The organism is Luteimonas sp. 3794 (assembly GCF_031456825.1).
Classification (GTDB): Bacteria; Pseudomonadota; Gammaproteobacteria; order Xanthomonadales; family Xanthomonadaceae; genus Luteimonas.
This window is the reverse complement of the sequence record NZ_JAVDVJ010000005.1, coordinates 165044-186697: the sequence shown is the minus strand read 5'-3', so window position 1 is coordinate 186697 and position 21654 is coordinate 165044. Positions and strand designations below refer to the sequence as shown.

The window sequence follows — 21654 nt, the reverse complement described above, 5'->3', positions numbered from 1 at the left end:
GCGCCGGTCAAAGCCCGCGCGCATTACGGCGTATCCGCCGGCAGTCCGCCCGGTGCATGGGAACGCTGCCAGCGCGGCAGTTCCTTCTCCAGCAACCGGTCGGGCCAGGCGCCGTACCAGGCGTACCCGGTCCGGCGCTCCTCCGACATCTCGGCCAGCGACGCGACGATCGCGCCACCACGATCGACCAGCTGCGGCTGCTGCCGCTCCAGGTCGTAGAACCGCGCCCACAGTCTGGCACCCGGGCGTTGGACCAGTCGCACGTCGCGCGGTCGCGCGCCATCGCGCTCCGTGCGCTCGACCGCGAGGTCCGCCAGCGCATGCGTCTCGAACCAGGCGGCTGCATGCGTGACCGCCGCGACGATCTCGGGCGTGGGCTGCGGCTGGCGCATCAGCAGGCGGACGATGCTCACCGATTCCGCGCTCGCCAGCGACGGCAGCTCGTAGCTGCGCGCCGCTTCCGGCACCAGCGTCGTCTCGTCGTATTGCGCCGCCCAGATTGTCGGCACGCCATCGATGCGCACCTGCAGATCGAGGATCAGCGCGATCGCCCGGTCCACCGCGGCGCGGGCCGCTTCGCCGCGCAGTGGCGCGAGTGCGGCGACATCGCCCTGCGCTTCAGCGATGTCCTGCAGCAGGCCGACCACCTGGGTCATCGCGTCGTCGTTGAACGTGACCTGGCCGCGATAGCCGGAGCGGTCGGGATGGAACTGCGGCCAGCCACCGTTGGCATACTGCGCAGCGAGCAGATAGTCCACGCCACGCAGCGCGGCGTTGCGGTAGCGCAGGTCGCCGGTGTGTTGCCACGCTTTGACGAGATGCACGATCTCCCGCGTGGTCGCATCGTTGTCGATCGTGGCCTCGTCCGGCCGATCGGCGTGCGCGAGCGCGGCGCTCTCGGCCGCATTGAACGGCTGCGCGTAATCGATCGCCTTGCCGGCGAGGTGCTTGGGCCAGCCGCCCGAGGCGGTTTGGGCCTGCAACATGCGTTGGGCCACCGGGTCCGCCGCAGCGGCGGACGCGGTGGGGCCCGCGACGAGGGCAGCCAGCAGCACGACGTACTGCAGTACACGCATCGGGCGTCTCATTCGAAGGGTCTCCAGTCACCGAACAGCATCTCGCGTGTCGGCAATGCGGGCGCCTCGCCCGCCCAGGGCGCTGCGGGTAGGACCGTGAAGAAACCGCCGCGGGGGTCGAGCAGGCCGAAGCGGGCAGTCGCATGGATGTCTTCGCTGCCCTCGTCGTACCAACCCGGATACGACACCGGTGCGTCGAGCACACAATCAGCGAACAGGACCGCTGCATGCGGCGCCCCGGCCCGCCCCAGATAGACGCTCGACACCCCCGCTCCGACGCTGAGCCGGACACGCTCGAAGACGAAGCCGTACGCCTGCCCGGCGGGCGTGGACGCCGCGGTCACCGCGCCTTTGGTGTGCGAATGCAGGGAGCCGCCCTCGAACAGCGCGGTGGCGGCACCGAAAATGTAATCCTCCGTGCCCTCGACACGGCTATCGCGGAACCAGGCCACCGCGCCGGGCTTGCGCAGGTACAGCGTGTTCTGGTGCCCGAGCACCCGGACCTGGCGGAACGCCGCCCGCGTCCCGTCCACGACCAGCGCGACCGCCGGGCCGAAGGGGCCGGCATCGTTGACGATGTGGAGTCGCTCGGCGCGGAAATCGTCGCTGCGCACGAACAGTGTCGCCGAGCCGTAGACACCGAACGGACGGCCTGTCTGCGGATCGATCTTGGACGCGGCGTGGCCGTTGACCAGCGTGGTGACACCCTTGCCGCCGCCGGTCAGGGTCAACGGCGGCGCACCGGGTGGCACATCGACGACGCCCCGCCAGACACCCGGGGCGATGCGGATACGCGCGGGCCTGCCGGCGGCCACGGCGGCATCCACTGCAGCCTGCACATCGGCGAAAGGACCGCCGGCGACCACATCGAAGTCACGCACGGGTGCGCGCGACGCGCAGCCGGCAAGGCATGCCAGCGTCACCGCCAGCGGCAGGACACGCCCCCACCCCCGCCGCCGGAACGGCGGGGGCAGGCGACGTGGGGAGGCCTCAGAAGCGATAGCGGGCACCGACGTAGTACTGGCGTCCCGTCGTGGTGTAGCGATCGGGCAGCATCAGGTCCGAATCGACGTAGCGGCGGTCGGGCGTGTCCAGCAGGTTGACCGCCTCGAACGTCAGGCTGAGCTTGTCGGTGACCTTGTACGAGGTGTTGAAGTCGACATTGCGCACGCTGTGCTTGCCGGTGACATCTGCGGTGCCGAACTGGTTGCCGTCTAGGTCCCACACGTTCTCGCGGCTGAGCACTTCGCCGATGTAGCCGTCACGGTAGCTCGTGGACACGCGCGCACTGAAGCGGCCGTCGTCGTAGTACAGCGTGGCGTTGTAGGAGTTCGGCGACAGGTTCACCAGCTGGTTCTCGGTGATCTGGGTCACCACCGCGGTGTTGTTGCTGGCGGCGGTGCTGAACAGGTATTCGATGTCCGAATCCACGTGCGTGTAGTTCATCTGCACGCCGAACTTGCTCCAGAAGCCCGAGAGGAAAGTGAAAGGCTGCTGGTAGGTCAGCTCCCAGCCCTTCAGCGGGCCGCCCGGCGTGTTGTAGTAGCTCTGCACGTTGAAGATCGTGTTGGCGTTGAAGCCGGGCGGCAGCAGGTCGAGCGAGTAACCGAGTTCCGACCAGGTGCTCAGCAGGCGCGTGCGCTGCACATAGGTCTCGATGTCCTTGTAGAACACCGCCGCCGACAGCAACGCGCCCTCGCCGAAGTACCACTCGGCGCTCAGATCGAAGTTGGTCGAGCGGAACGGATCCAGCTTCGGGTTGCCGAGATTGATCGAGTAGAAGCGTCCGTCGTCGAAGAAGTTCGTCGGGCCACCGGTGACGCTGGGCGACATGTAGGTCAGCGTCGGGCGGGCCATGGTCTTGGCCGCGCCGAAACGCATGATGAAGGTATCGGTGAGATCCCAGGACAGGTTCAGCGACGGCAGCACGTCGGTGTAGTTGTGGCCGACCACGCTCTCGACGACAAAACGGTCGCCGGCCGCGGACGTCGCGTTGGCGACACCGAACACGCGCTCGCAGTTCGCCTCGCCGCCCGTCGGGCACGGCGCCCAGCCTGCGGCGCTGATCTGCGTCTTGACCAGGCGCACGCCCACGTTACCGCGCAGCGCGCGCGAGAGCAGGTCGGTGTTGAAGTCCAGCTGGGCGTAGGTCGCCATGCTGCGCTCGTTGACCGAGAAGTTGTTGTTCGACGAACCGAAGTGGCCGATGCCGGCGAGACGGTAGTCGCCGCCGGGCACGCCGTTGTCGGCATTGCTGTAGATGTTGAGCAGAGCGGCGATCTTGTCGAAATCCGGAATCAGCCACGAGCTGGGCATGCTGCCCGACAGGTTGTTGCCGAAGCCGTCGAGCGTGGTGCTGAGGTCACCGATGGTCACACCGGCCGGCAAGGCCTGCGGCAGACGGCCGTAGCTGATGTGCCGGTATTCCTCGGTGCTCATGTCGTAGTCCTTCCAGGCCAGGCCGGTGCGGAAGGTCAGGGTGGGATTGAGGTCGAAGGACAGGTCGACCTTGGCCGTATCGAAGGCGTTGCTGACGTAGTTGGGATTCAGGCGCACTTCGCTGATGTTCGCGCCGCGCGCGGTGCCGTTGCTGTTGACCGGCACTGCGCCGTAGCCCCGCCACTGCCACGCATCCGGGCTGCTGGTGTCGAAGGGGAAGGTCATGCTCGGCATCTCGGGATTGCCGCGCAGGTCGAGCACGAAACCGTCGAGATTCGCATTGTCGAAGCTGACCATCGAGAACACCGGGCGGGCGTACTCCGACGACGAGTGACCGATGGTCGCATCGAGGCGCACCGCGTCGTTGAAGCGGTGCTCGAGCTGCAGGCTGAACTGCTTGAACTCGGTAGACTCCTCGATCTGGCTGGACTCGGTGCGGAAGTCGACGTTGTCGAACACGCCGTACTGCAGGCGATTGCGATCGTCGACCTGGGCCTCGCGTACGACGATCTGGGTCTTGCCGCCAAGATTCGCCGCTCGGTGCAGGTTGGCGCCCAGCGAATCCTCGCGCTGGTCCTTTTCGAGCTTGGAGTACAGGGCGTCGAAGCTCAGCAAGGTGTCGTCGCTGATGCGGAACTGGAACGCGCCGGTCACGCCGAGGCGCTCGATCTCGTGCTTGGTGCGGATATAGCGCGGGTAGCGCGGCAGCCAGGCGTTGGTCGCGGTCTCGTAGGCGGCGATGTTCTCCGGCGTCGCCGCCGGACGCGGCAGGCCGGTGCCGCAGTTGTTGGCATCGATGCCATAGCTGCCCCAGCCGTTGTTGCGGTCCTGGTTGGCCTGGCTGCCGACACCGGCCGGCGTTTCGTTGGCCAGTGGATTGCGCGGGGTCTGCGGGTTGTAGCCGGCCGGCGAGCAGAAGCCGTAGGTGCCGTTGTTGGCCACGTTGGACTGGTTGGAATTGCGATGGTTACCGTGCTCCCAGCGCACCGGGTTGTAGCCTTCCTCGAACACCGTGCGCTGGCTGTAGGACGCCGACAGCAACGCGCCGACGCGGCCATCGGCCCAGGTATTGCTGATCAGGCCGGACACGCGCGGATCGCTCTCCTCCGACAGTTCGTTGTAACCGATCTGGCCGCTGGCCGAGCCACGGAACCCCTGGAAGTCGAAGGGACGTGAGCCGCGCAGATCGACGGTCGAGCCCAGCGAGCCTTCGTCCATCTGCGCCGACTGGGTCTTGTTGACCTTGACCTGACTGAAGAGCTCGGAGGCGAAGGTGTTGAAGTCGAAACCGCGCGAACGGTTCACGCCGGCGCTGCCGCTGCCGGCGGTCGCCAGTGCTTCGAGGCCATTGAGGCGCACGCGGGTGAAGTCGGAACCCAGACCGCGCACCGAGATGCGCTGGCCTTCACCACCTTCGCGATCGATCGAGATGCCGGCGATGCGCTGCATCGATTCGGCCAGGTTCTGGTCGGGGAACTTGCCGATGTCCTCGGCGAAGATCGCATCAACCTGCTCCACGCTGTAGCGCTTCTCGTCGAGCGATTTCTGCAGGCTCTCGCGATAGCCGGTCACGGTCACAGCGGCCATGTCGACGGCGCGTTCCTGCTCTGGGGACTGCTGGGCCATAACCGGCGACGACAGCGCGACGGCGATGCCGGCGGCGAGCAAGGTAACCGGTGTCTTCCGGACTTCACGGATACGATCCATCTGCATGATTTTCCCCGAAACGTGTGTTGTCTGATGTTCGCGGGAGGTTGCGCCTAGCGCCTCCTCTGCCTGATCAATGACACCGATGGTCATCGAGGTGCGTAACCTACCAGCGCGTGCAGCGGGCGGCATCTTGCAACGCAGCAAGACGGCACCGCACGCTCTATGCAGAACCCGCGCCTACGGCAGAGCTCCAGTCGTCGCGAACGCAGGTTGCAGCAACGAAAAAAGCCAGAGCGTCGCCGCTCCGGCTTTTCGTTTGAACGACGTTGCGATCAGAACTTGTAGCGTAGGCCCACCAGATACTGACGGCCGGTCTGGCTGTATTCGAGGGGAAGCTGCAGCGCCGGATTGGCGACCCAGGATTCCTGCGCGACGTTGGTCAGGTTGATGCCCTCGAGCGTGACTTCGAACTGGTCAGTGAGCTTCCACCGCACCGAGGCGTCGATGGTGGTCGTGCCGGTCTGGCCGTGCACGCCGTTTCCCGCGCTGTCGAAGCCGACTTCCGTACCCGGCACCTGGATCAGGTAGTCGTCGCGGTTGGTCGCCGACACTCGGCCGGAGAAGCGCTCGCCCTCGTAGAACACTGTGGCGTTCCACGCGTGCTTGGACAGACCGGTGAGGTCGGTCTTCTGCGCATTGGCGCCGGTCGAAGTGAGGTACTGGATCTGCGAATCGACATAGGTGTAGTTCAACTGCACGCCGAAGTCCTGCCAGATCCCCGAAAGGAAGGTGAAGGGCTGGGTGTAGTTCGCTTCGAAGCCCATCAACTCGCCACCGGGGGTGTTGATCGGCACCGAGAACACGAAGTCTTCGTTGACCGATACGCCGGTGCCGTCGAGCAGGCTGGCGGGCAGGCCGCTGGACGCGAACGTCCGCGTCTCGCGGGTGTTCTGGATGAAGCTGTCGATGTCCTTGTAGAACAGGCCGACGCCGAGCATCGCGCCCTCATCGAAGTACCACTCGAATCCGAGATCGGCGGTGGTGGCACGGATCGGATCGAGCAGCGGATTGCCGCCCGAAACCGCACGCGCCGAGCCGCTGATATTGACCGTGACGCCCGGTGTCAGGCTGCCCAGGCCCGGCCGCGACATGACCTTGGCTGCGCCGAGGCGGATCAGGAAATCGGGCGCGACCTCGGCCACCAGGTTCATCGACGGCAGCGTGTCGCTGTACTCGCGCGACACGGTCGTGGGGATCGGCGTGCCGCTGGCCGACGCGATGCCGGTCGACGACTGGCTGGTGCGGACATGACGCACGCCGAAGTTGCCCGAGAACGGGATGGAGCCCAGATCGGTCGAGAACTCGCCCTGCAGGTAGGCGCCGCGATCTTCTTCCTCGACGCCACGGGTGCTGGCGGCGAACTGGGTCTGGGTGAACGTGCCTTCATTGCTGTAGATGCCGAACAGGCTGGCGATCTTGTTGAAATCCGGAACCACCCAGGTACCCGGCGCACCCGCCAGGCCGCTGAGGCGGGCCAGGCTGACGAAGTCGGTCGGCACGATGGTCGAGCCGTTCGGGAAGCTGGGAACGATGGCCTCGTTTGCGCCGCGACGGAACTCGCGGGAGCCGAACGAATAATCCTTGGCCAGCACGCCGCCCTTGAGGCGGAAGCCGGGCGAGAGGCTCCAGTCGAAATCGATCTGTCCGGAGTCGAAATTGTTCTCGACGTAGTTCTGGCGCAGACGGATCGTGGAGAGGGTCCAGCCTGCCGGATCGGTCGGATCCACGCCGTAATTGAAGACCGGCTTGTAGGGATCGTTGCGGTAGTCGTAGCTGTAGCCGTCGACGTTGAGCTTGTCCATCATGATGGTCGCCTGCACGGGATTACCGTGCTCGGACCGCGAGCTGCCCACCCGCCCGCTCATGCGGAAATCACTCGTGAAGCGGTGTTCGGCCTCTAGGCTCAGCTGCTTGAACACCGTGCTCCACTCGTCGTGACGGCTCTCGGCACGCAGATCGACGTCATCGAACACGCCATACACGAGGGCACCGTCGCGGATCTCGCCGTCGCGGACGATGGTTTCCGGCTTGCCCGTACCGCCGCGGCTGAAGGAATACGCCTCGATGTAACGCTCGTCACGCTTTGCATCGATCTTGGAGTACAAGCCGTCGAGCGAGAGCGTGGTGCGGTCGGTCGGCTTGAACTGCAGCGAGGCGGTCACGCCGGTGCGCTGCTGGTCGTGCTCGATCAGGGTGTAGCGGGGAAAGCGCGGATGGAACACGTTGGCGCCACGCGCGGCCGCGAACGGCGAGGAGGCGTTGAAGTTCCCGTTGCTCGGTCCATTGGCCCAGCGCACCGTGCCGGTCCCTTCCTCGACGCCCTTGCGCTCGCTGATCGCAAACGAGACCAGTGCACCCACCCGGCCATCGGCCCAGGTGTTGGACACCAGCCCGGCCAGACGCGGCGAGATGGATTCGGACGCGTCCTCGTACGCCGCCTGCCAGCTGGCGGCCATGGTGAAACCGTCGTAATCGAACGGCCGCGACGTGCGCAGGTCGACTGTGGCGCCGAGCGATCCTTCCTCGACTTCGGCCGATGCGGTCTTGCGCACGATCAGCTGCGAGAACAGATCGGAGGCGAAGACGTTGAAGTCGAAGCCGCGGCCACGATTGGTGCCGCCGGCACCGTCGCTGCCGCCTACGGTGCTCAGCGCCTCCATCCCGTTGATGCGCACGCGGGTGAAATCGGGACCGAGGCCACGCACGGAAATGTTGCGGCCCTCGCCGCCCTCGCGCGTGATCACCACGCCCGGGATGCGCTGCAGCGATTCGGCGAGATTGAGATCCGGGAACTTGCCGATGTCCTCGGCGACGATCGCATCGACCACGCCGGCTTCGCCGCGCTTGATGTCGAGCGCCTTCTCGACGCTGGCCCGGTAACCCGTGACGCGCACGACCTCCAGTTGCGTGGCGTCACCGGCGGTGGCGGTCTCTTCGACGCCGTCGTCCGCCGTGCCGCCAGCGGTCTGCGCGAAGGCAGGCATGGCCACCGCCTGCAGCGCGAGTGCGATGCTCGCCGCCAGCAAGGTAACCGGTGTCTTTTTTCTACCGTGCAACTGCGTCATGTCGTTCCCCTCCCAGGGTGCGAAGCGATCTCGGCGCGTCTTGACTGCGTGGACGCGCTTGTTATGGTGGTTCGCCGGTGCCGGAATGACACCGCGGGTCAAACGCTAGCAGAGGGGATTCCCCAAAGCATGCTGCGCCGCCACATCCACCCTGTCCGCCCCCGCCGGGCACCTGACCGAAAGGCATTGCCGAATGGGCAAACGTATCCTCTGCTTCGGCGAGCTGTTGCTGCGCCTGGGCGCACCAGGCCGCGAATTCCTGCTGCAGTCGCGGCATCTCGACGTGCACGTCGGCGGCGCCGAAACCAACGTCGCGGTCTCGCTCGCCCACTTCGGCCACGACACTGCCCTGGCGGGCACGGTCGCCGCGAATGCGCTGGGTGACGGCGCGCTGGGCGAGCTGCGCCGACACGGCGTGGATGTCTCGCGGGTCGCCCGCGCACCGGGGCGCATGGGTCTGTATTTCTTCGCCGCCGGCGCCGGACTCCGGCCCAGCGATGTGGTCTACGACCGGGCCGATTCGGCGTTTGCAAGCGCGGCGCCCCAGACCTACGACTGGCCGGCCCTGCTCGACGGTATCGACTGCCTGCACGTGTCCGGCGTCACTCCCGCTGTCGGACGGAATGCGGCGGACGCGGCACTGGCGGCGGTCCGCGCCGCGCGCGCGCGTGGCACGACGGTCTCGTTCGACGGCAACTTCCGTCCGAAGCTGTGGGCGACCTGGAACGATGCGCCGGCGCCGTTGTTGCGCAGCCTGCTGATGGAGGCGGATATCGCCTTCATCGATCATCGCGACATCGATCTCGTGCTCGGGTTGGAGGCGGCTGAGACCGGCGCGCACGCGAGTGCCGAACGCACGCTGCAGGCGGCGGCGCGCGCCTTCGCCGCGTTCCCGCACCTGCAGCGCATCGCGTGTACGCAGCGCACGGTGCACAGCGTCGACCGCCACGCGCTGGGCGCAGTGCTGGTGCGTCGGGATGGAGGCGTGCAGCGCATCGAGGCCCTGCCCGTCGACGGCATCGTCGACCGGATCGGCGGCGGCGATGCATTCGCTGCCGGTGTGCTGCATGGCGTGCTGTCGGGGCTGGACGATGCCCGCACGCTCGCCTTCGGTCTCGCGGCTGCGCGCCTGAAGCACAGCGTGCCGGGCGACTTCAATCTGGTCGGCGTCGCCGACGTGGACGCACTTGTCGACAGCGCGCGGCTCGACGTGCGCCGCTGACAGGTACTGCGTTTCATCATAAAAAACGGCCCGCCAATGGCGGGCCGTTTGCATGACGCGCTCTGCTGGAACTCAGAGTTCGCAGAAGCAGTACGCAACCGCCTTGACCGGGCGACCCGGCTGCGGGGTGATCACGCTTTCGAGCAACTGCATGTCCTGTTCGGCGCGCGGCGCCACACGGGCCAGCACGCCACGCGCGATGTCGCTGTGGCTGACCAGCGCGCCGCCGAGGCGACCACTGATGAATCCGGTCAGCAAGCGTCCGAACGGCGTCGCGGTCTTCTCGACATACCGCGTGCGCCACTTGCCCTCTTCCAGTCCACCGAGTTCCGCGGCCTTGGCAATCGCGGTGCGCAGACCGCCGAGCTCGTCGACCAGACCGCGATCGAGTGCCTGGGTGCCGCTCCACACGCGACCGCGCGCGACGGCGTCGATCTCCTCCGCGCTGCGACCACGCGCATCACCGACCTTGCCGATGAAGTTGCGGTAGCCGCGGTCGATGATCGCCTGGATCGCCTGACCGGCCTCGGGCTGCAAGTCGCGGGTGAGATCGAACGCACCGGCGAAGGGGGTCGTGCCGACACCGTCGGTCCGCACGCCGATCTTCTCCAGCGTGCGCGGGAAGGTCGGCACCAGCGCGAAAATGCCGATCGAGCCGGTGATCGTCGAAGCATCGGCGTAGATGCGATCGGCGTTCATGCTGATCCAGTAGCCGCCCGATGCAGCCACGTCGCCCATCGACACCACCACCGGCTTGCCGGCGGCCTTGAGCGCATCGACCTCGCGGCGGATCTGCTCGGAGGCGAACACTTCACCGCCGCCCGAATCCACACGCAGCACGACCGACTTCACGCGCTCGTCGTCCAGCGCCTCGCGCAGCAGGGCCGAGGTCGACTCGCCACCGATCGTGCCCGGCGGCTGCTCGCCACCGGTGATGCCGCCTTCGGCGACGACCACCGCGACCTGGTCGCGACGGTCCGCGGCCGAATTGGCCGGCGACACGTGCGCGAGGAAGTCGCGCATCGACACCTGCCGGAACCCGCCTTCGGCATCTTCGTCGGCGACGCCACGCTCGACCAGCAGGTCTTCGACCTCCCCACGTGTCTTCAGGCCGTCGACGAACTTCTGCGCCAGCGCGTACTGGGCCAGATCGCCCTGCGCCGCGGCGATGCCCTGCGGCAGCGTGTCGACACTGGCGTTGAGTGCTTCTGGCGTGGTGCCGCGAACCCTGGCGATGTCGGCGATGTGCCGCTGCCAGATGTCGTTCATCCAGTACAGATCGGCTTCCTTCGATTCCGGCGATGCGCCGTCGAGGATGTAGGGCTCGGCCGCCGACTTGTACTCGCCGACCTTGAACAGGTGCACGTCCACGCCGAGCTTGTCGGCCAATGCCTCGCGATAGTACTGGCGGTAGCCGGCCAGACCCTCGAGCATCATGCCGCCTTCGGGATCGAGGTAGACCTCGTCGGCCTGCGCGGCGAGCAGATACTGCTGCTGACCGAAATACTCGCCGAAGGCGACGACCTGCTTGCCGGCCGCGCGCACTTCGGCAATCGCCTCGGCGACTTCGCGCATGGACGCGTAGCCCGAGAACGTCATGCGGTCGGTGCGCAGCAGCACGCGCTCGATGCGGTCGTTGGTCTTCGCCGCTTCCAGCGCGCGCAGCACATCACGTAGCTGTACCTCGCCCACGCCACTGCCGCTGCTTTCGGCCAGCGCGCGCATGAAGGGATCGCTGCGGTACTGCTCGACGAGGGCGCCTTCGGGCGCGATGACCAGCGTGGTGCGCTCGAGCAGCGGCGCCTGCCGTGAGCCGCCGCCGACGATGGCGATCAGCACCAGCAACGCGAACAGGAACAGCAGACCGAAGAACAGAAGATTGAAGACCAGCCGACGGATGAAGTTCATCCCGTCCCAGATGCCGACAATGAAGCGCGTCAGCGGCGCGCGTGGCTGCACAGTACTCATGCGGGAAACAGCTCCATCAGAAAAAGTGTCGGGGTCTGGCCGCCGGCAGCGGTGCGGCCATGATCGGTCCCGGCAGGCAGCCTACCGGGCGCGGCGTGCCGATGCATGCGCCAGTCGTCACTGTGCCGTCGGATCGGCAGACAGCGCAGGCACGCGCCGGCTGCTACGCAGGAACCGGGTGCCCAGCAGCACGGCGGCGACGGTCAGGCCGGCGATCAGGCCGATCCACATGCCCTTCGGTCCCCAGCCCAGGCCGAGACCGAGCGTGGCGCCCAGCGCCATGCCCACGCCCCAGTACGCGGCTGCGGCCAGGAACATCGGCACACGCGTGTCCTTGAGCCCGCGCAGCGCGCCGGCCGACAGCGCCTGGATGCCGTCGGGAAACTGGAACGCGGCGGCATAGAGCAGCAGCGAGCCGGCCAGCGCGGCCACCGCAGCGTCCTCGGTGTAGATGCCCACCACATGGTCGTGGCCCAGCAACAGCAGCACGCCCGAGACGGACTGGGTCACCAGCACCAGGGTCAGACCGGCGAAACCCGCGCGCCGCACGCCGGCGCTGCCGAGGCCGCGACCGATCGCATTGCCCACGCGCACGGTGGTCGCCTCGGCCAGGCCGAACGGCACCATGAAACACAGCGCCGCGACATTGATCGCGATCTGGTGCGCGGCGGCCTCGATCTCGCCGAGCCGGCCGATCAGCAGCGCGGTCACGACGAACAGGCTGCCTTCCATCGTCACCGTGACGCCGATCGGCAGGCCGGTGCGCAGCAGCGCGCGGATCTCCGTCCAGCGCGGCAGGTCGAAGCGGGTGAACAGCTGGTAGCGCGCGAAGCGCTTCGACAACGCCAGATAGAGCGCGAATGCGATCGACTGCATCCACATCATGATCGCCGACGCGACACCCAGGCCGCCGGCGCCGCGCTCGGGGAACGGCCCCCAGCCGAACGCGAGCGCATAGCCCATCGGCACCAGCACGGCGAGACCGCCGAAACCGAACACCATCGTCGGCAGCGTCCAGTGCAGGCCGTCGCTGAGATAGCGCATGCAGAAATACAGCGTCAGCGCCGGCACGCCCCAGCGGATGCCGTGCAGGAACGCGGTGGCGCCCGGCACGATGTCCGGCGCGATGCCGAACGGCCCGAGCCCGGCGGCCAGCCCCGTCAGCAGCCCGAACAGCGCCAGGCCCAGACCGGCCGCCAGCCACAGCGCCTGCCGGAACAGCGGACCGACCTCGGCATGGCGGCCTTCGCCGTCGAGCTGGGACACCGACGGCGGCACCGCCATCAGCGTGCCCATCGGCACCATCAGCGGCAGCCAGAAGATCGCCGTCCCCACGGCGACCGCAGCCAGCGTGGCGGTGCCGTGGTGGCCGGCGATGACGGAATCGACGAAGCCGATCAGGCCGGTGGCGACGTGGCCGGCGACCAGCGGGGCCGCCAGAACGGCGGTGCGCCGCACCTCGTGTCCGAAGGGCGGCGGCGTGATTGCGGAAGACATGGAGACGACTCTGCGACTGCGGCCGCGCGGACGACGGATGCGTGCGCTGGCACCGGGGCGCGAAGGACGGGCATTCTATCGTCAGCCGCGCCGGGGAGCGACACGCGCGGCCGCCCACCTCCCTCCCGTTTCCGTGTCCGCGGCCGCGCCGCCGCGACCTTGCCAGGAATCCGCCCGCGCATGTCCCACGCTGTCCTGTCGTCCGACACCCTCCATCCGCCCGGCTGTGAAAACTGCGGCACGCCACTGCAGGGCGACTTCTGCCATGCCTGTGGTCAGTCCACGCACAGCCCGGTGCGCCATGTCGCCCACGCAGTGGAGGAAGTCTTCGAATCGTTCTGGCATCTCGACGGCCGCATCTTCCGCACCGTGCGCGACCTGTTCGTGCCCGGCCGCATCGCCAACCGGTACCTCGCCGGCCATCGCGTGCGCTACGTCGCGCCGATGCGGCTGTTCGTGATCCTGACCCTGCTGACGTTCTTCGTCGCGAAGTTCGTCGTCCAGGACGCGATGCAGGATCTCCAGCCTGGCCAGGCGGTACGCACCGACGATGTGGCGACCGAGTTCTCGCAGGCCAAGACCGTCGACGAGGCGCGTGCGATGCGCGACGACGCGCTGGCCGGTATCGCCGAGACCCGGCGCACCGTGGGCGCGCTACCGGGGGTCGGGCCGCAGCTGGACATCGCCGCGGCGCAGGTGCGTGCACAGGCGGAGACGCGGATCGCGGCGCTCGCGCCCGACGGCGCAACGCCCGCCACCGCCGATGCGGTGCCCGACGACGCCGCGTCGACCGGCGACGCGCAGCCCGCCGCATCCCCCGCGCCTGACGACTTCGACATTCCGTCATCCGGCCCACCGACCATCGGCGGCCCGATCGGCGAACGCATCGAGCGCAACGTCATGCGCCTGCGCGACGATCCGCAGCTCTATGTGCGCGCCGTGCTGGGCGTCGCACCGACCGCGCTGTTCATCCTGGTGCCGCTGTTCGCGGTGCTGCTGAAGCTGCTCTACCTGTTCCAGGGCCGGCTGTATCTCGAGCACGTGGTCGTCGGCCTCTACAGCCATGCAGCGCTGATGCTGGGCCTGCTGCTGGTGTTCTGCGGCGCACTCGCAACGCCCTGGCTGACGGCCCACGCGGCGTGGGCGGCGGGCATTGTCGGATGGCTGCAGACCCTGCTGCTGTGGGCGATGCCGGTCTATCTGCTGCTGATGCAGAAACGCGTCTACGGCCAGTCATGGACGTGGACGCTGGTCAAGTTCGCGATCATCGGCATGGCGTATTTCGCGCTGTTCCTCAGCGTCGCGATTCCGATGGCGGGCTACGCGCTGTACGCGTTGTAGCCGTTCGCGTCAGCGCGTGCCCGACACCCGCGCGCGCAGCCATGCATCCCGCGTGTCGGCCGGCACCGCGAGCCATTCGGCGCGCAACGCGTCGCGCTCGTGCGGGGGGGTGCGCTGGGCCAGTGCGGCAAGGTCGTCGCGCGCCTGCGCCGAGGTCGCGCGCAGGGCCAGCAACGCCGGACCGCGCTGGTCTTCGGGCATGGCCGAGAACAGCGGGTGCAGTCGGGGCCAGTCGGCGCCCAGCACCGGGCCGAGCAGCCAGCCACGCCGCAGGCTCTGATCGAGTTGTTCGAAGGCCAGCCGCAACGCGCGCTGCTCGGGCTCGGGCAGCGTGTCGAAGTGGGCCGCCGCGCGTTGCAGCTGCATGCGCTCGGCATGCGGCAGGGCCTCGACTGCCTGATACGCGATCCGCCGGCGCGCACGCTCGCCGGCCGGCAGGGCCTGCCAGGCCGCCAGCCGTGCCTGCAGCGTTGCGTGCTCGGCGGGCGTCATCTGCGCCAGGCGCGCGACCCGGGCTTCAAGCCGGGCGCGTTCTGCGGCGGGCAGGCTCTGCGCCTGCAGCCCGGCGGGCAGCGCGGCCTGCGCCAGCGGCGCGGCCAGCAACAGCAACGCGACACCACCGCGACGCCGGAGACGCTCAGAGATCCGCATCGGTGGTCTCCATGCCGTCGGCAACATCCGGCGCGTCATCGAGATGGGCATCGCGGGTGTCGTCGGCGGGGGTGTCGATCTGCGTGGACAGCCAGGCGTAGAACGCGGGGTCCTCACGCCAGACGGCAGTGTCTGCCTCGATCAGCAATTCGAGATCGGGCGCGGTGAGCAGCCCGACCTCCGCGTCGTAGGTCGCCGCGGGTGCCTGTGCATCGGGCAGGGCTTCGATCCGGATGGTCGCATCGTCCGCGAGGCCGCCACGCGGCCAGGCATCGCGCCAGGTCCAGGCCAGCGCGGCGAGCATCGCGAGCAGCACGAGGGCCTGCGCCGGCCACAGCCAGCGGGCATGGGTCCGGGCCGCGGGGGGCAGGGTTTCGGGCGGCACGGCTGGGGCCACTGCGCGCTGCAGCGGAAACCGGCGCAGGGGCGGTACCTGGCCGCGCAGTGCGGCTTCACGCAGGCCGGCCAGGCGCGCAAGCCGATCGGGCGGCAGGGCGCGGATGGCCAGCTGCGCGGCGTCGGCGATCCGGCGCCAGGCGTCGGGATCAGGACTGCCGTCCTCACGGTGGGGCAGTGCCCGCTGCAGACCGAGACGATAGGTCGCCCGCGTCACGCCCAGCACCGCGGCCGCCTCGTGCTCGGGCAGGCCGGCCACCATCCGCAGCAGCACCGTCACCCGCGGCCCGCCGGACAGTCCTGCCAGCGCAGGCAGCCCGTCGGCATCCTCGGGCAACACCCCCGGGGCGCGCAGCGCGGGCGATGCCAGCAGCTGCGCCCAGAACCGGCGCGGCCAATCGGAGAACGGGGTATTGGTCGCCAGCTGGCCGAAATCGGTCATGGCCGCGGCCAGTGCAGCGTCGCCGGTGTCGATGTCGCCGCACTGCCATTGCGCGAACGCGGCGGCGCGCCGCTCCACCCCACGCAGGAACGCGGCGACGGCGGAGGACATGGTGGCAGGCGCTGACTGGGGAGATGTGGTCATCGGGGCCGACGTGTGCGACCGCGCATCATAGCCATCCCCCATCCGCGCCCCACTCTTGACAGACCGCACGGAAAACGCTCCACAGGCTGTCAGGCGCGCCGAAGGTTGTTCACAGGGCTCACAGGATCGTCATCCAGCTGAAGATCCGTGCACCCCGATGCTGCATGACAACAATGTTTCACGGCCAAGCCACTGATTTAAAAGCATTTCGCATGTATGGCACTTTTTTGTCCAACAGATCCTTTACCCCACTGAATACCGCATAACGTCGTATTCCTGGAACTGTATGCACAGGCTTATCCACAGGCTGTGTGGATAAGCCGCAATCCCTTTTATTCCGGGCACTTGCAGACACATCGTGCATTCGAAGCGAGGTTACGCGCGCAAATGCGCAAGCGCCGCCGGCGACCCGATAGACTTTGCCGGTGCGCACGCCGGATCCCGTCCCCACCGTTCTTCAGGTCGCCCTGCCGCTGCCCCTGCCGCGTCTGTTCGACTATCTCGCGCCTGGTCCGGCGCCCCCACGCGCCGAGGATGTCGGCCGGCGGGTGCGGGTCCCGTTCGGCCCGCGCGAACTGATCGGCGTGGTCACCGGCGTGGGGCCGCCGGACGACCCGTCGCAGACGCTGCGCACCACTCTCGAATGGCTCGACGACGCCCCGCTGCTCCACGGCGAACTCGCCGCGTCGCTGCGCTGGCTGGCGCGTTACACCCACGCGCCGCTCGGCGAGGTGCTGGCGACGGCGTTGCCCGCCGCCCTGCGCCGTGGCGAAGCCCTGCCCGACACCCACGCCTGGGCCTGGCGGCTGACCGAAGCCGGCCAGACCGCGCTGTCCGGACTGAAGGCCGGTGGCCGCCCCCAGCGCTTGGCGGCCCTGCTCGCGCCGACCCCGCGCGACGAGGACGCGCTGGATCTGGCGATGGACGGCTGGCGCACCGCCGCGCGCACGCTGGCCGGTCGCGGGCTGGCCGAACGCTTCGCGGTGCCGGCGTCGCAGCTGGCGCCCACGCCGCAGCCCGGTCCCGCGCTGCACGACGAACAGCAGCAGGCGGTCGATGCCGTCGCCGCCTGCACCGGTTTCGCCGCGTTGCTGCTCGACGGCGTCACCGGCAGCGGCAAGACCGAGGTCTATCTGCAGGCGATCGCCGACTGTCTCGCCCGCGGGCGCCAGGCGCTGGTGCTGGTGCCGGAGATCGGCCTGACCCCGCAGACGCTTGCGCGCTTCCGCGCCCGCCTCGGCGTCCCCGTCCACGCGCTGCATTCAGGCCTGGGCGATGGCGAACGCGCGCGGGTCTGGGCGGCGGCGGCGCGTGGCGAGGCGCGCGTCGTCGTCGGTACCCGGTCGGCCGTCTTCGTGCCGCTGCCCGATGCCGGCCTCGTCGTCGTCGACGAGGAACACGATGGCAGCTACAAGCAGCAGGACGGCATCCGCTACCACGCGCGCGATTTCGCGCTGGTGCGCGCCAAGGCGCTCGACGTGCCGGTGCTGCTCGGCAGCGCGACGCCGTCGCTGGAATCGCTGCAGAATGCCGTTTCCGGCCGCTACGCGCATCTGCGCCTGACCCATCGCGCGGGCGCGGCGAAGCCGCCGACGGTGCGCGTGCTCGATGTGCGCAAACGCCCGCTCGAGGCCGGCCTGTCACCGGAGATGTTCGCCGCGATCTCCGCCGCGCTCGCCGCCGGTGGACAGGTGCTGGTGTTCAAGAACCGCCGCGGCTACGCACCGGTGCTGCTGTGTCACGACTGCGGCTGGAGCGCGCATTGCCCGCGCTGCAGCACACCCGATCGTCCGCATCCGATGACCGTGCACGCTGGTGGCCGGCGCCTGCAATGCCACCACTGCGGCCATCGCGCGAGCGCGCCGCCGGCGTGTCCGGATTGCGCGAGTCTCGGCCTGCAGCCGCAGGGCGTGGGCACCGAACGTATCGAAGAGCTGCTGGCCGCACGCTTTGCCGATGTGCCGGTACTGCGCATCGACCGCGGCAGCACCCGCCGCCGCGATGCGCTCGAAGGCCTGCTGGGTGAACTCGGCAGTCAGCCCGGCATCCTGATCGGCACCCAGATGCTGGCCAAAGGCCACGATCTGCCGAATCTCACCCTGGTCTGCGTGGTCGGCATCGACGAGGGCCTGTTCTCGGCCGACTTCCGCGCCGGCGAAAAACTCGCGCAACTGCTGATCCAGGTCGCCGGCCGCGCCGGCCGCGCGGAGAAAGCCGGTCAAGTGCTGCTGCAGACCCATCACCCCGAGCATCCGCTGCTGCTCACGTTGATCCAGGGTGGCTACCACGCCTTCGCCGCCGAGGAACTGATGCAGCGCGAAGCCGCCGGCTTTCCGCCGTTCGCACCGCTCGCGCTGCTGCGCGCCGAGTCTCAACAGGCCGAGCCACCGATGGCCTTCCTGCAGGCTGCGCGCCGCGTGCTCGCGCCCCATGCCGGACGCGACGCCGCCGGCATGCCGACGCTGCTGCTCGACGGCCCGGTGGTCGCACCGATGCCGCGCCGCGCCGGCGTGTATCGCGCGCAATTGCTGATCGCCAGCGACCAGCGTCCGCGCCTGCACGCGATTCTCGATGCAGCCCTGCCGTTGATCCACGCGCTGCCGGAAGCGCGCCGTGCGCGCTGGTCGCTGGATGTGGATCCGGTCGATCTCTACTGAGTCGACCGTCGCGCGAATGGGTCAGTCGGTCGCCGCAGGTTTGCGACGACCGCGTGCGCGCGAGGCCTGTTTCGCGGCCGGCTTTTTCGGCGCCTCGCGGATCTCGACCGCCTGCCCGACCCGGCGCACTTCGAACAGACCGGTCGCATCGATCAGCGCACTGAGATTGCGATAGCCGTAGTTGCGCGCGTCGAACGAGCCCTGGTTGCGCACGTGACTGCCGACCTCGCCCAGATGCGACCAGCCGGCATCGTCGGCGCCCGCCGACACTGCGTTACGCAGCAATTGCACGAGTTCGCGATCGGCCTGCAGTTCGCGCCCCGTCCGCGGCTTGGTCGTGCCGCCGCTGTCGACCTCGTCGGCCGCGCGGAGTTTTTCCAGATACAGGAACGTCGAGCATGCCTTGACGAACGGCGTCGGCGTTTTCTCCTGGCCGAAGCCATAGACCGCGTAGCCGTCGTTGCGCAGCCGCATCACCAGCGGGGTGAAATCCGCATCGCTGGACACGATCGCAAAGCCGTCGAGATTGCGCGCGTACATCAGGTCCATCGCGTCGATGACCATCGCCATGTCGGACGCATTCTTGCCGGTGCTGTAGGCGAACTGCTGGATCGGACGGATCGCATATTCGTGCAGCACTTTCTCCCACCCGACCAGGTGCTGGCTTTTCCAGTTGCCGTAGGCGCGGCGCACGTTGGCGACGCCGTGGCGCGCGACTTCGGCCAGGATCACGTCGATCTTCGCCGCCGGCGCGTTGTCGGCATCGATCAGCAGCGCGATGCGTTTCTCGTTGTCGATGCGGGTGTGTTCGCCCATGGCGATTCTCCGGTCAGGGCGCGCAGCGCGCGCCGGATGCAACGTGGCAGCGGGGTTCAGTCCGCGCCGAACAGTTCGCGGGCCATGACGATCGCGTCCTCGCGGCCGTTGTGCGCCGGGTAATAACGCGGCCGCCGGCCGATCTCGTTGAAGCCTTCGTCGTGATAGAGCGCAACCGCACTGGGATTCGACGGCCGCACTTCGAGAAATACCCGCTGCGCGCCGTGCTGCTGGGCCAGATCGACCAGCGCGCGGAACAGCCGACGCCCGTAGCCGCGGCCCTGCAGCGCGGGATCGACGCAGACATTGAGCACGTGCGCTTCGCCGGCGGCAACGCTCAATACACCGTAACCGGCGAGGCGCCGATCGACATGCAGCACCCACGCCGGATACGCCGCGCGCAGGCAATCGTCGAAAATGCCGCGCGTCCACGGAAACGGATACGCGCGCAGTTCGATCTCCATGATCGCGTCGACATCGGCCGCGCGCATCGGACGCAGCGCCCAGTCGCGCGCCGCAGCCGCGTCTTCTTGCATCGCCTGCGTGTCGGGCTCAGCCGCCATGGCGGCGCAGCTTGCGCAGGCGCGGCCACAGGGCGCGCTTGGCCGACGCCGAACGCAGCTCTGACAGCGCGCCGAGACTGCGCACGAATGCGAACGCGCCTTCGCCATCGCGATGCAGGCCGGCGGCGCGCAGCAGCGGGTCGACCAGCGGATCGTCCGGCAATACCTGGCCCGGCACCTGCACGCGGTAGCGGTCGTGTCCCAGCGCATCGAGCGCCGCGATCTGCAGCGCGTCCCAGCTCACGACGCGGCCTCCGCGCCTCCGCGGCGGCGGCGCCACACCCACAGACCCGGACCCGACAATGCGTACAGCACGGCGGCGATCAACAGCGTCTTGGGCGGATCCACCCACATCGCGATCAGCAGGCCGACCGCGACGACCAGCGCGACGAACGGCACGCGATCGGCCTTCGGCCCGGTGCCGCTGCCCTTGAAACTGGTGTAGCGGATCCGGCTGACCATCAGCAGACCGCAGACCACGGTGACCGCGAGCGCCAGGTAGCGCAGCGCGTCGCCGGTGAAATTGAGTTCGTGGCAGGTCCAGACGAAACTCGCCATCAGGCCCGCCGCGGCCGGACTCGCCAGGCCAACGAAATAGCGCTTGTCGACCGTGGCCACCTGGCTGTTGAAGCGCGCCAGACGCAGCGCCGCGCAGGCGGCGTAGAGAAACGCACCGAGCCAGCCGATCTTGCCGAGCGTGGTGCCGTCGAGGCGCATCGCCATCAGCGACCAGTGGTACATCACCAGCGCCGGCGCCAGCCCGAAGCTGATCAGATCGGCCAGCGAGTCGTACTGCACGCCGAACTCGCTCTGGGTATTGGTCAGGCGTGCGACCCGGCCGTCGATGCCGTCGAGTACTGCCGCGACGAAGATCGCGATGCAGGCGGCGCTGAAGCGCCCCTGCGACGCGGCGATGATCGCGAAGAATCCCGCGAATAGACCACCGGTCGTGAACAGGTTCGGCAGCAGGTAGATGCCGCGGCCGCGGCGCGGGGTCGGGTCGGGTTCGCTCATGCGGGCCAGTGTAGCGCCTGCATCGGGCCGGCCGGCGGGCCGGTTGCGCCTGCGGTCCGGGAGTGCTGCAATCGCCGCCACATTCGAGCACCTGCCGGGGACCGCCATGCGCCGCACCTTCGTGACCGCCCTTGCACTGCTCCTGGCCGCCGCGCCACTGGCCGCCAGCGAGGTCTACAGCTGGAAGGACGCGCGCGGCGTCACCCATTATTCGCAAACGCCGCCCCCGGCGGGCACCCGGTTCGAGGTGCGCAGCATGCAGGGCAATCCTGCCGCGTCCACCCAGGCCACGCCGGCGCCGGCAACGACCACGCCTGCAGCACCGGCGGCGACCGCGAAAACCGGCGACAGCACACAGTGCGAACTCGCCCGGAGCAACGTCGCCGCGCTCAGGGGCGACGGCGCGGTGCAGCAGGTCGACGCCGACGGAACGCCACGGGAACTGGGCAGCAACGAGCGTGCCGACCAGCTCGCGCTATCGGAAGCCGCGGTCCGCGCCTACTGCCGCTAGATTTCGGCACGCCTTGGCGTCCCAACGGCGCCGGGAATTTCTGTAGGAGCGCGCTTGCGCGCGATCGAGGCATTCGCAGTAGACGCCCGATCGCGCGCAAGCGCGCTCCTACAGAAGCTGAGCGGGGACGGTTGCCGGCGAA

At 68.6% G+C, this 21654-nt stretch carries 16 protein-coding genes; 4 read left to right on the top strand and 12 right to left on the bottom strand.

Features of this window, described 5'->3' with window-relative positions; translation table 11 throughout:
• Nucleotides 1–23: 23 nt before the first annotated feature.
• The 4 genes from pelA to J2X52_RS09940 form a co-directional block, all read right to left on the bottom strand.
• On the bottom strand, nt 24–1076 hold the full coding sequence (gene pelA / locus J2X52_RS09955) for a pectate lyase (protein ID WP_310152343.1): 1053 nt from the start codon (nt 1074–1076) through the stop codon (nt 24–26).
• Nucleotides 1077–1084: 8 nt separating this feature from the next.
• A complete protein-coding gene (locus J2X52_RS09950) occupies nt 1085–1957 on the bottom strand; it encodes a pectinesterase family protein (protein WP_310152339.1) in 873 nt (290 codons plus the stop codon).
• A 109-nt stretch (nt 1958–2066) separates the two neighbouring features.
• Nucleotides 2067–5222 (bottom strand): TonB-dependent receptor, encoded by a 3156-nt coding sequence (locus J2X52_RS09945; protein ID WP_310152336.1) that lies wholly within the window; start codon nt 5220–5222, stop codon nt 2067–2069.
• Between the two features lie 275 nt (nt 5223–5497).
• A complete protein-coding gene (locus J2X52_RS09940; protein ID WP_310152333.1) occupies nt 5498–8290 on the bottom strand; it encodes a TonB-dependent receptor in 2793 nt (930 codons plus the stop codon).
• Nucleotides 8291–8483: 193 nt separating this feature from the next.
• Between J2X52_RS09940 and J2X52_RS09935 the strand changes: the two genes are divergently transcribed.
• A complete protein-coding gene (locus tag J2X52_RS09935) occupies nt 8484–9512 on the top strand; it encodes a sugar kinase (protein WP_310152330.1) in 1029 nt (342 codons plus the stop codon).
• 72 nt (nt 9513–9584) lie between these two features.
• Here J2X52_RS09935 and sppA read toward each other — a convergent pair whose 3' ends face one another.
• Together sppA and J2X52_RS09925 are read right to left on the bottom strand one after the other, a co-directional pair.
• Complete coding sequence (sppA, locus tag J2X52_RS09930; RefSeq protein WP_310152328.1) at nt 9585–11480, bottom strand: signal peptide peptidase SppA; 1896 nt, start codon at nt 11478–11480, stop codon at nt 9585–9587.
• Nucleotides 11481–11597: 117 nt separating this feature from the next.
• Nucleotides 11598–12977 (bottom strand): MATE family efflux transporter, encoded by a 1380-nt coding sequence (locus tag J2X52_RS09925; protein WP_310152325.1) that lies wholly within the window; start codon nt 12975–12977, stop codon nt 11598–11600.
• A 180-nt stretch (nt 12978–13157) separates the two neighbouring features.
• On the opposite strand from J2X52_RS09925, the gene J2X52_RS09920 reads away from it, so the two are divergent.
• Nucleotides 13158–14318 carry a DUF3667 domain-containing protein gene (locus J2X52_RS09920; RefSeq protein WP_310152323.1) on the top strand — a complete coding sequence of 387 codons (1161 nt, stop codon included), beginning with the start codon at nt 13158–13160 and terminating at the stop codon, nt 14316–14318.
• A 9-nt stretch (nt 14319–14327) separates the two neighbouring features.
• On the opposite strand, the gene J2X52_RS09915 is transcribed toward J2X52_RS09920, so the two are convergent.
• Nucleotides 14328–14969, bottom strand: a complete 642-nt coding sequence (locus J2X52_RS09915; protein ID WP_310152320.1) for a DUF3106 domain-containing protein — start codon at nt 14967–14969, stop codon at nt 14328–14330.
• The gene (locus J2X52_RS09910) at nt 14956–15918 is read right to left on the bottom strand and encodes a hypothetical protein (RefSeq protein WP_310152317.1); all 963 of its coding nucleotides are present in this window, start codon (nt 15916–15918) and stop codon (nt 14956–14958) included. Before J2X52_RS09910 ends, J2X52_RS09915 begins: the two co-directional genes overlap by 14 nt.
• A gap of 458 nt (nt 15919–16376) precedes the next feature.
• Between J2X52_RS09910 and J2X52_RS09905 the strand changes: the two genes are divergently transcribed.
• Nucleotides 16377–18608, top strand: coding sequence for a primosomal protein N' (locus J2X52_RS09905; RefSeq protein WP_310152314.1), 2232 nt, complete (start codon nt 16377–16379; stop codon nt 18606–18608).
• Between the two features lie 21 nt (nt 18609–18629).
• Here the strand turns inward: J2X52_RS09905 and J2X52_RS09900 are convergent, their stop codons facing one another.
• From J2X52_RS09900 to pssA, 4 genes are read right to left on the bottom strand one after another with little or no spacing between them, the layout of a single operon-like run.
• The gene (locus tag J2X52_RS09900; RefSeq protein WP_310152311.1) at nt 18630–19424 is read right to left on the bottom strand and encodes an NYN domain-containing protein; all 795 of its coding nucleotides are present in this window, start codon (nt 19422–19424) and stop codon (nt 18630–18632) included.
• A gap of 56 nt (nt 19425–19480) precedes the next feature.
• Complete coding sequence (rimI, locus tag J2X52_RS09895) at nt 19481–19960, bottom strand: ribosomal protein S18-alanine N-acetyltransferase (RefSeq protein WP_310152486.1); 480 nt, start codon at nt 19958–19960, stop codon at nt 19481–19483.
• Nucleotides 19961–19976: 16 nt separating this feature from the next.
• A complete protein-coding gene (locus J2X52_RS09890; protein ID WP_310152309.1) occupies nt 19977–20231 on the bottom strand; it encodes a hypothetical protein in 255 nt (84 codons plus the stop codon).
• Complete coding sequence (gene pssA / locus J2X52_RS09885; RefSeq protein ID WP_310152306.1) at nt 20228–21001, bottom strand: CDP-diacylglycerol--serine O-phosphatidyltransferase; 774 nt, start codon at nt 20999–21001, stop codon at nt 20228–20230. Before pssA ends, J2X52_RS09890 begins: the two co-directional genes overlap by 4 nt.
• A 106-nt stretch (nt 21002–21107) precedes the next feature.
• On the opposite strand from pssA, the gene J2X52_RS09880 reads away from it, so the two are divergent.
• Entirely contained in the window at nt 21108–21512 is a 405-nt protein-coding gene (locus J2X52_RS09880) for a DUF4124 domain-containing protein (RefSeq protein ID WP_310152304.1), read from the top strand.
• Nucleotides 21513–21654 lie beyond the last annotated feature (142 nt).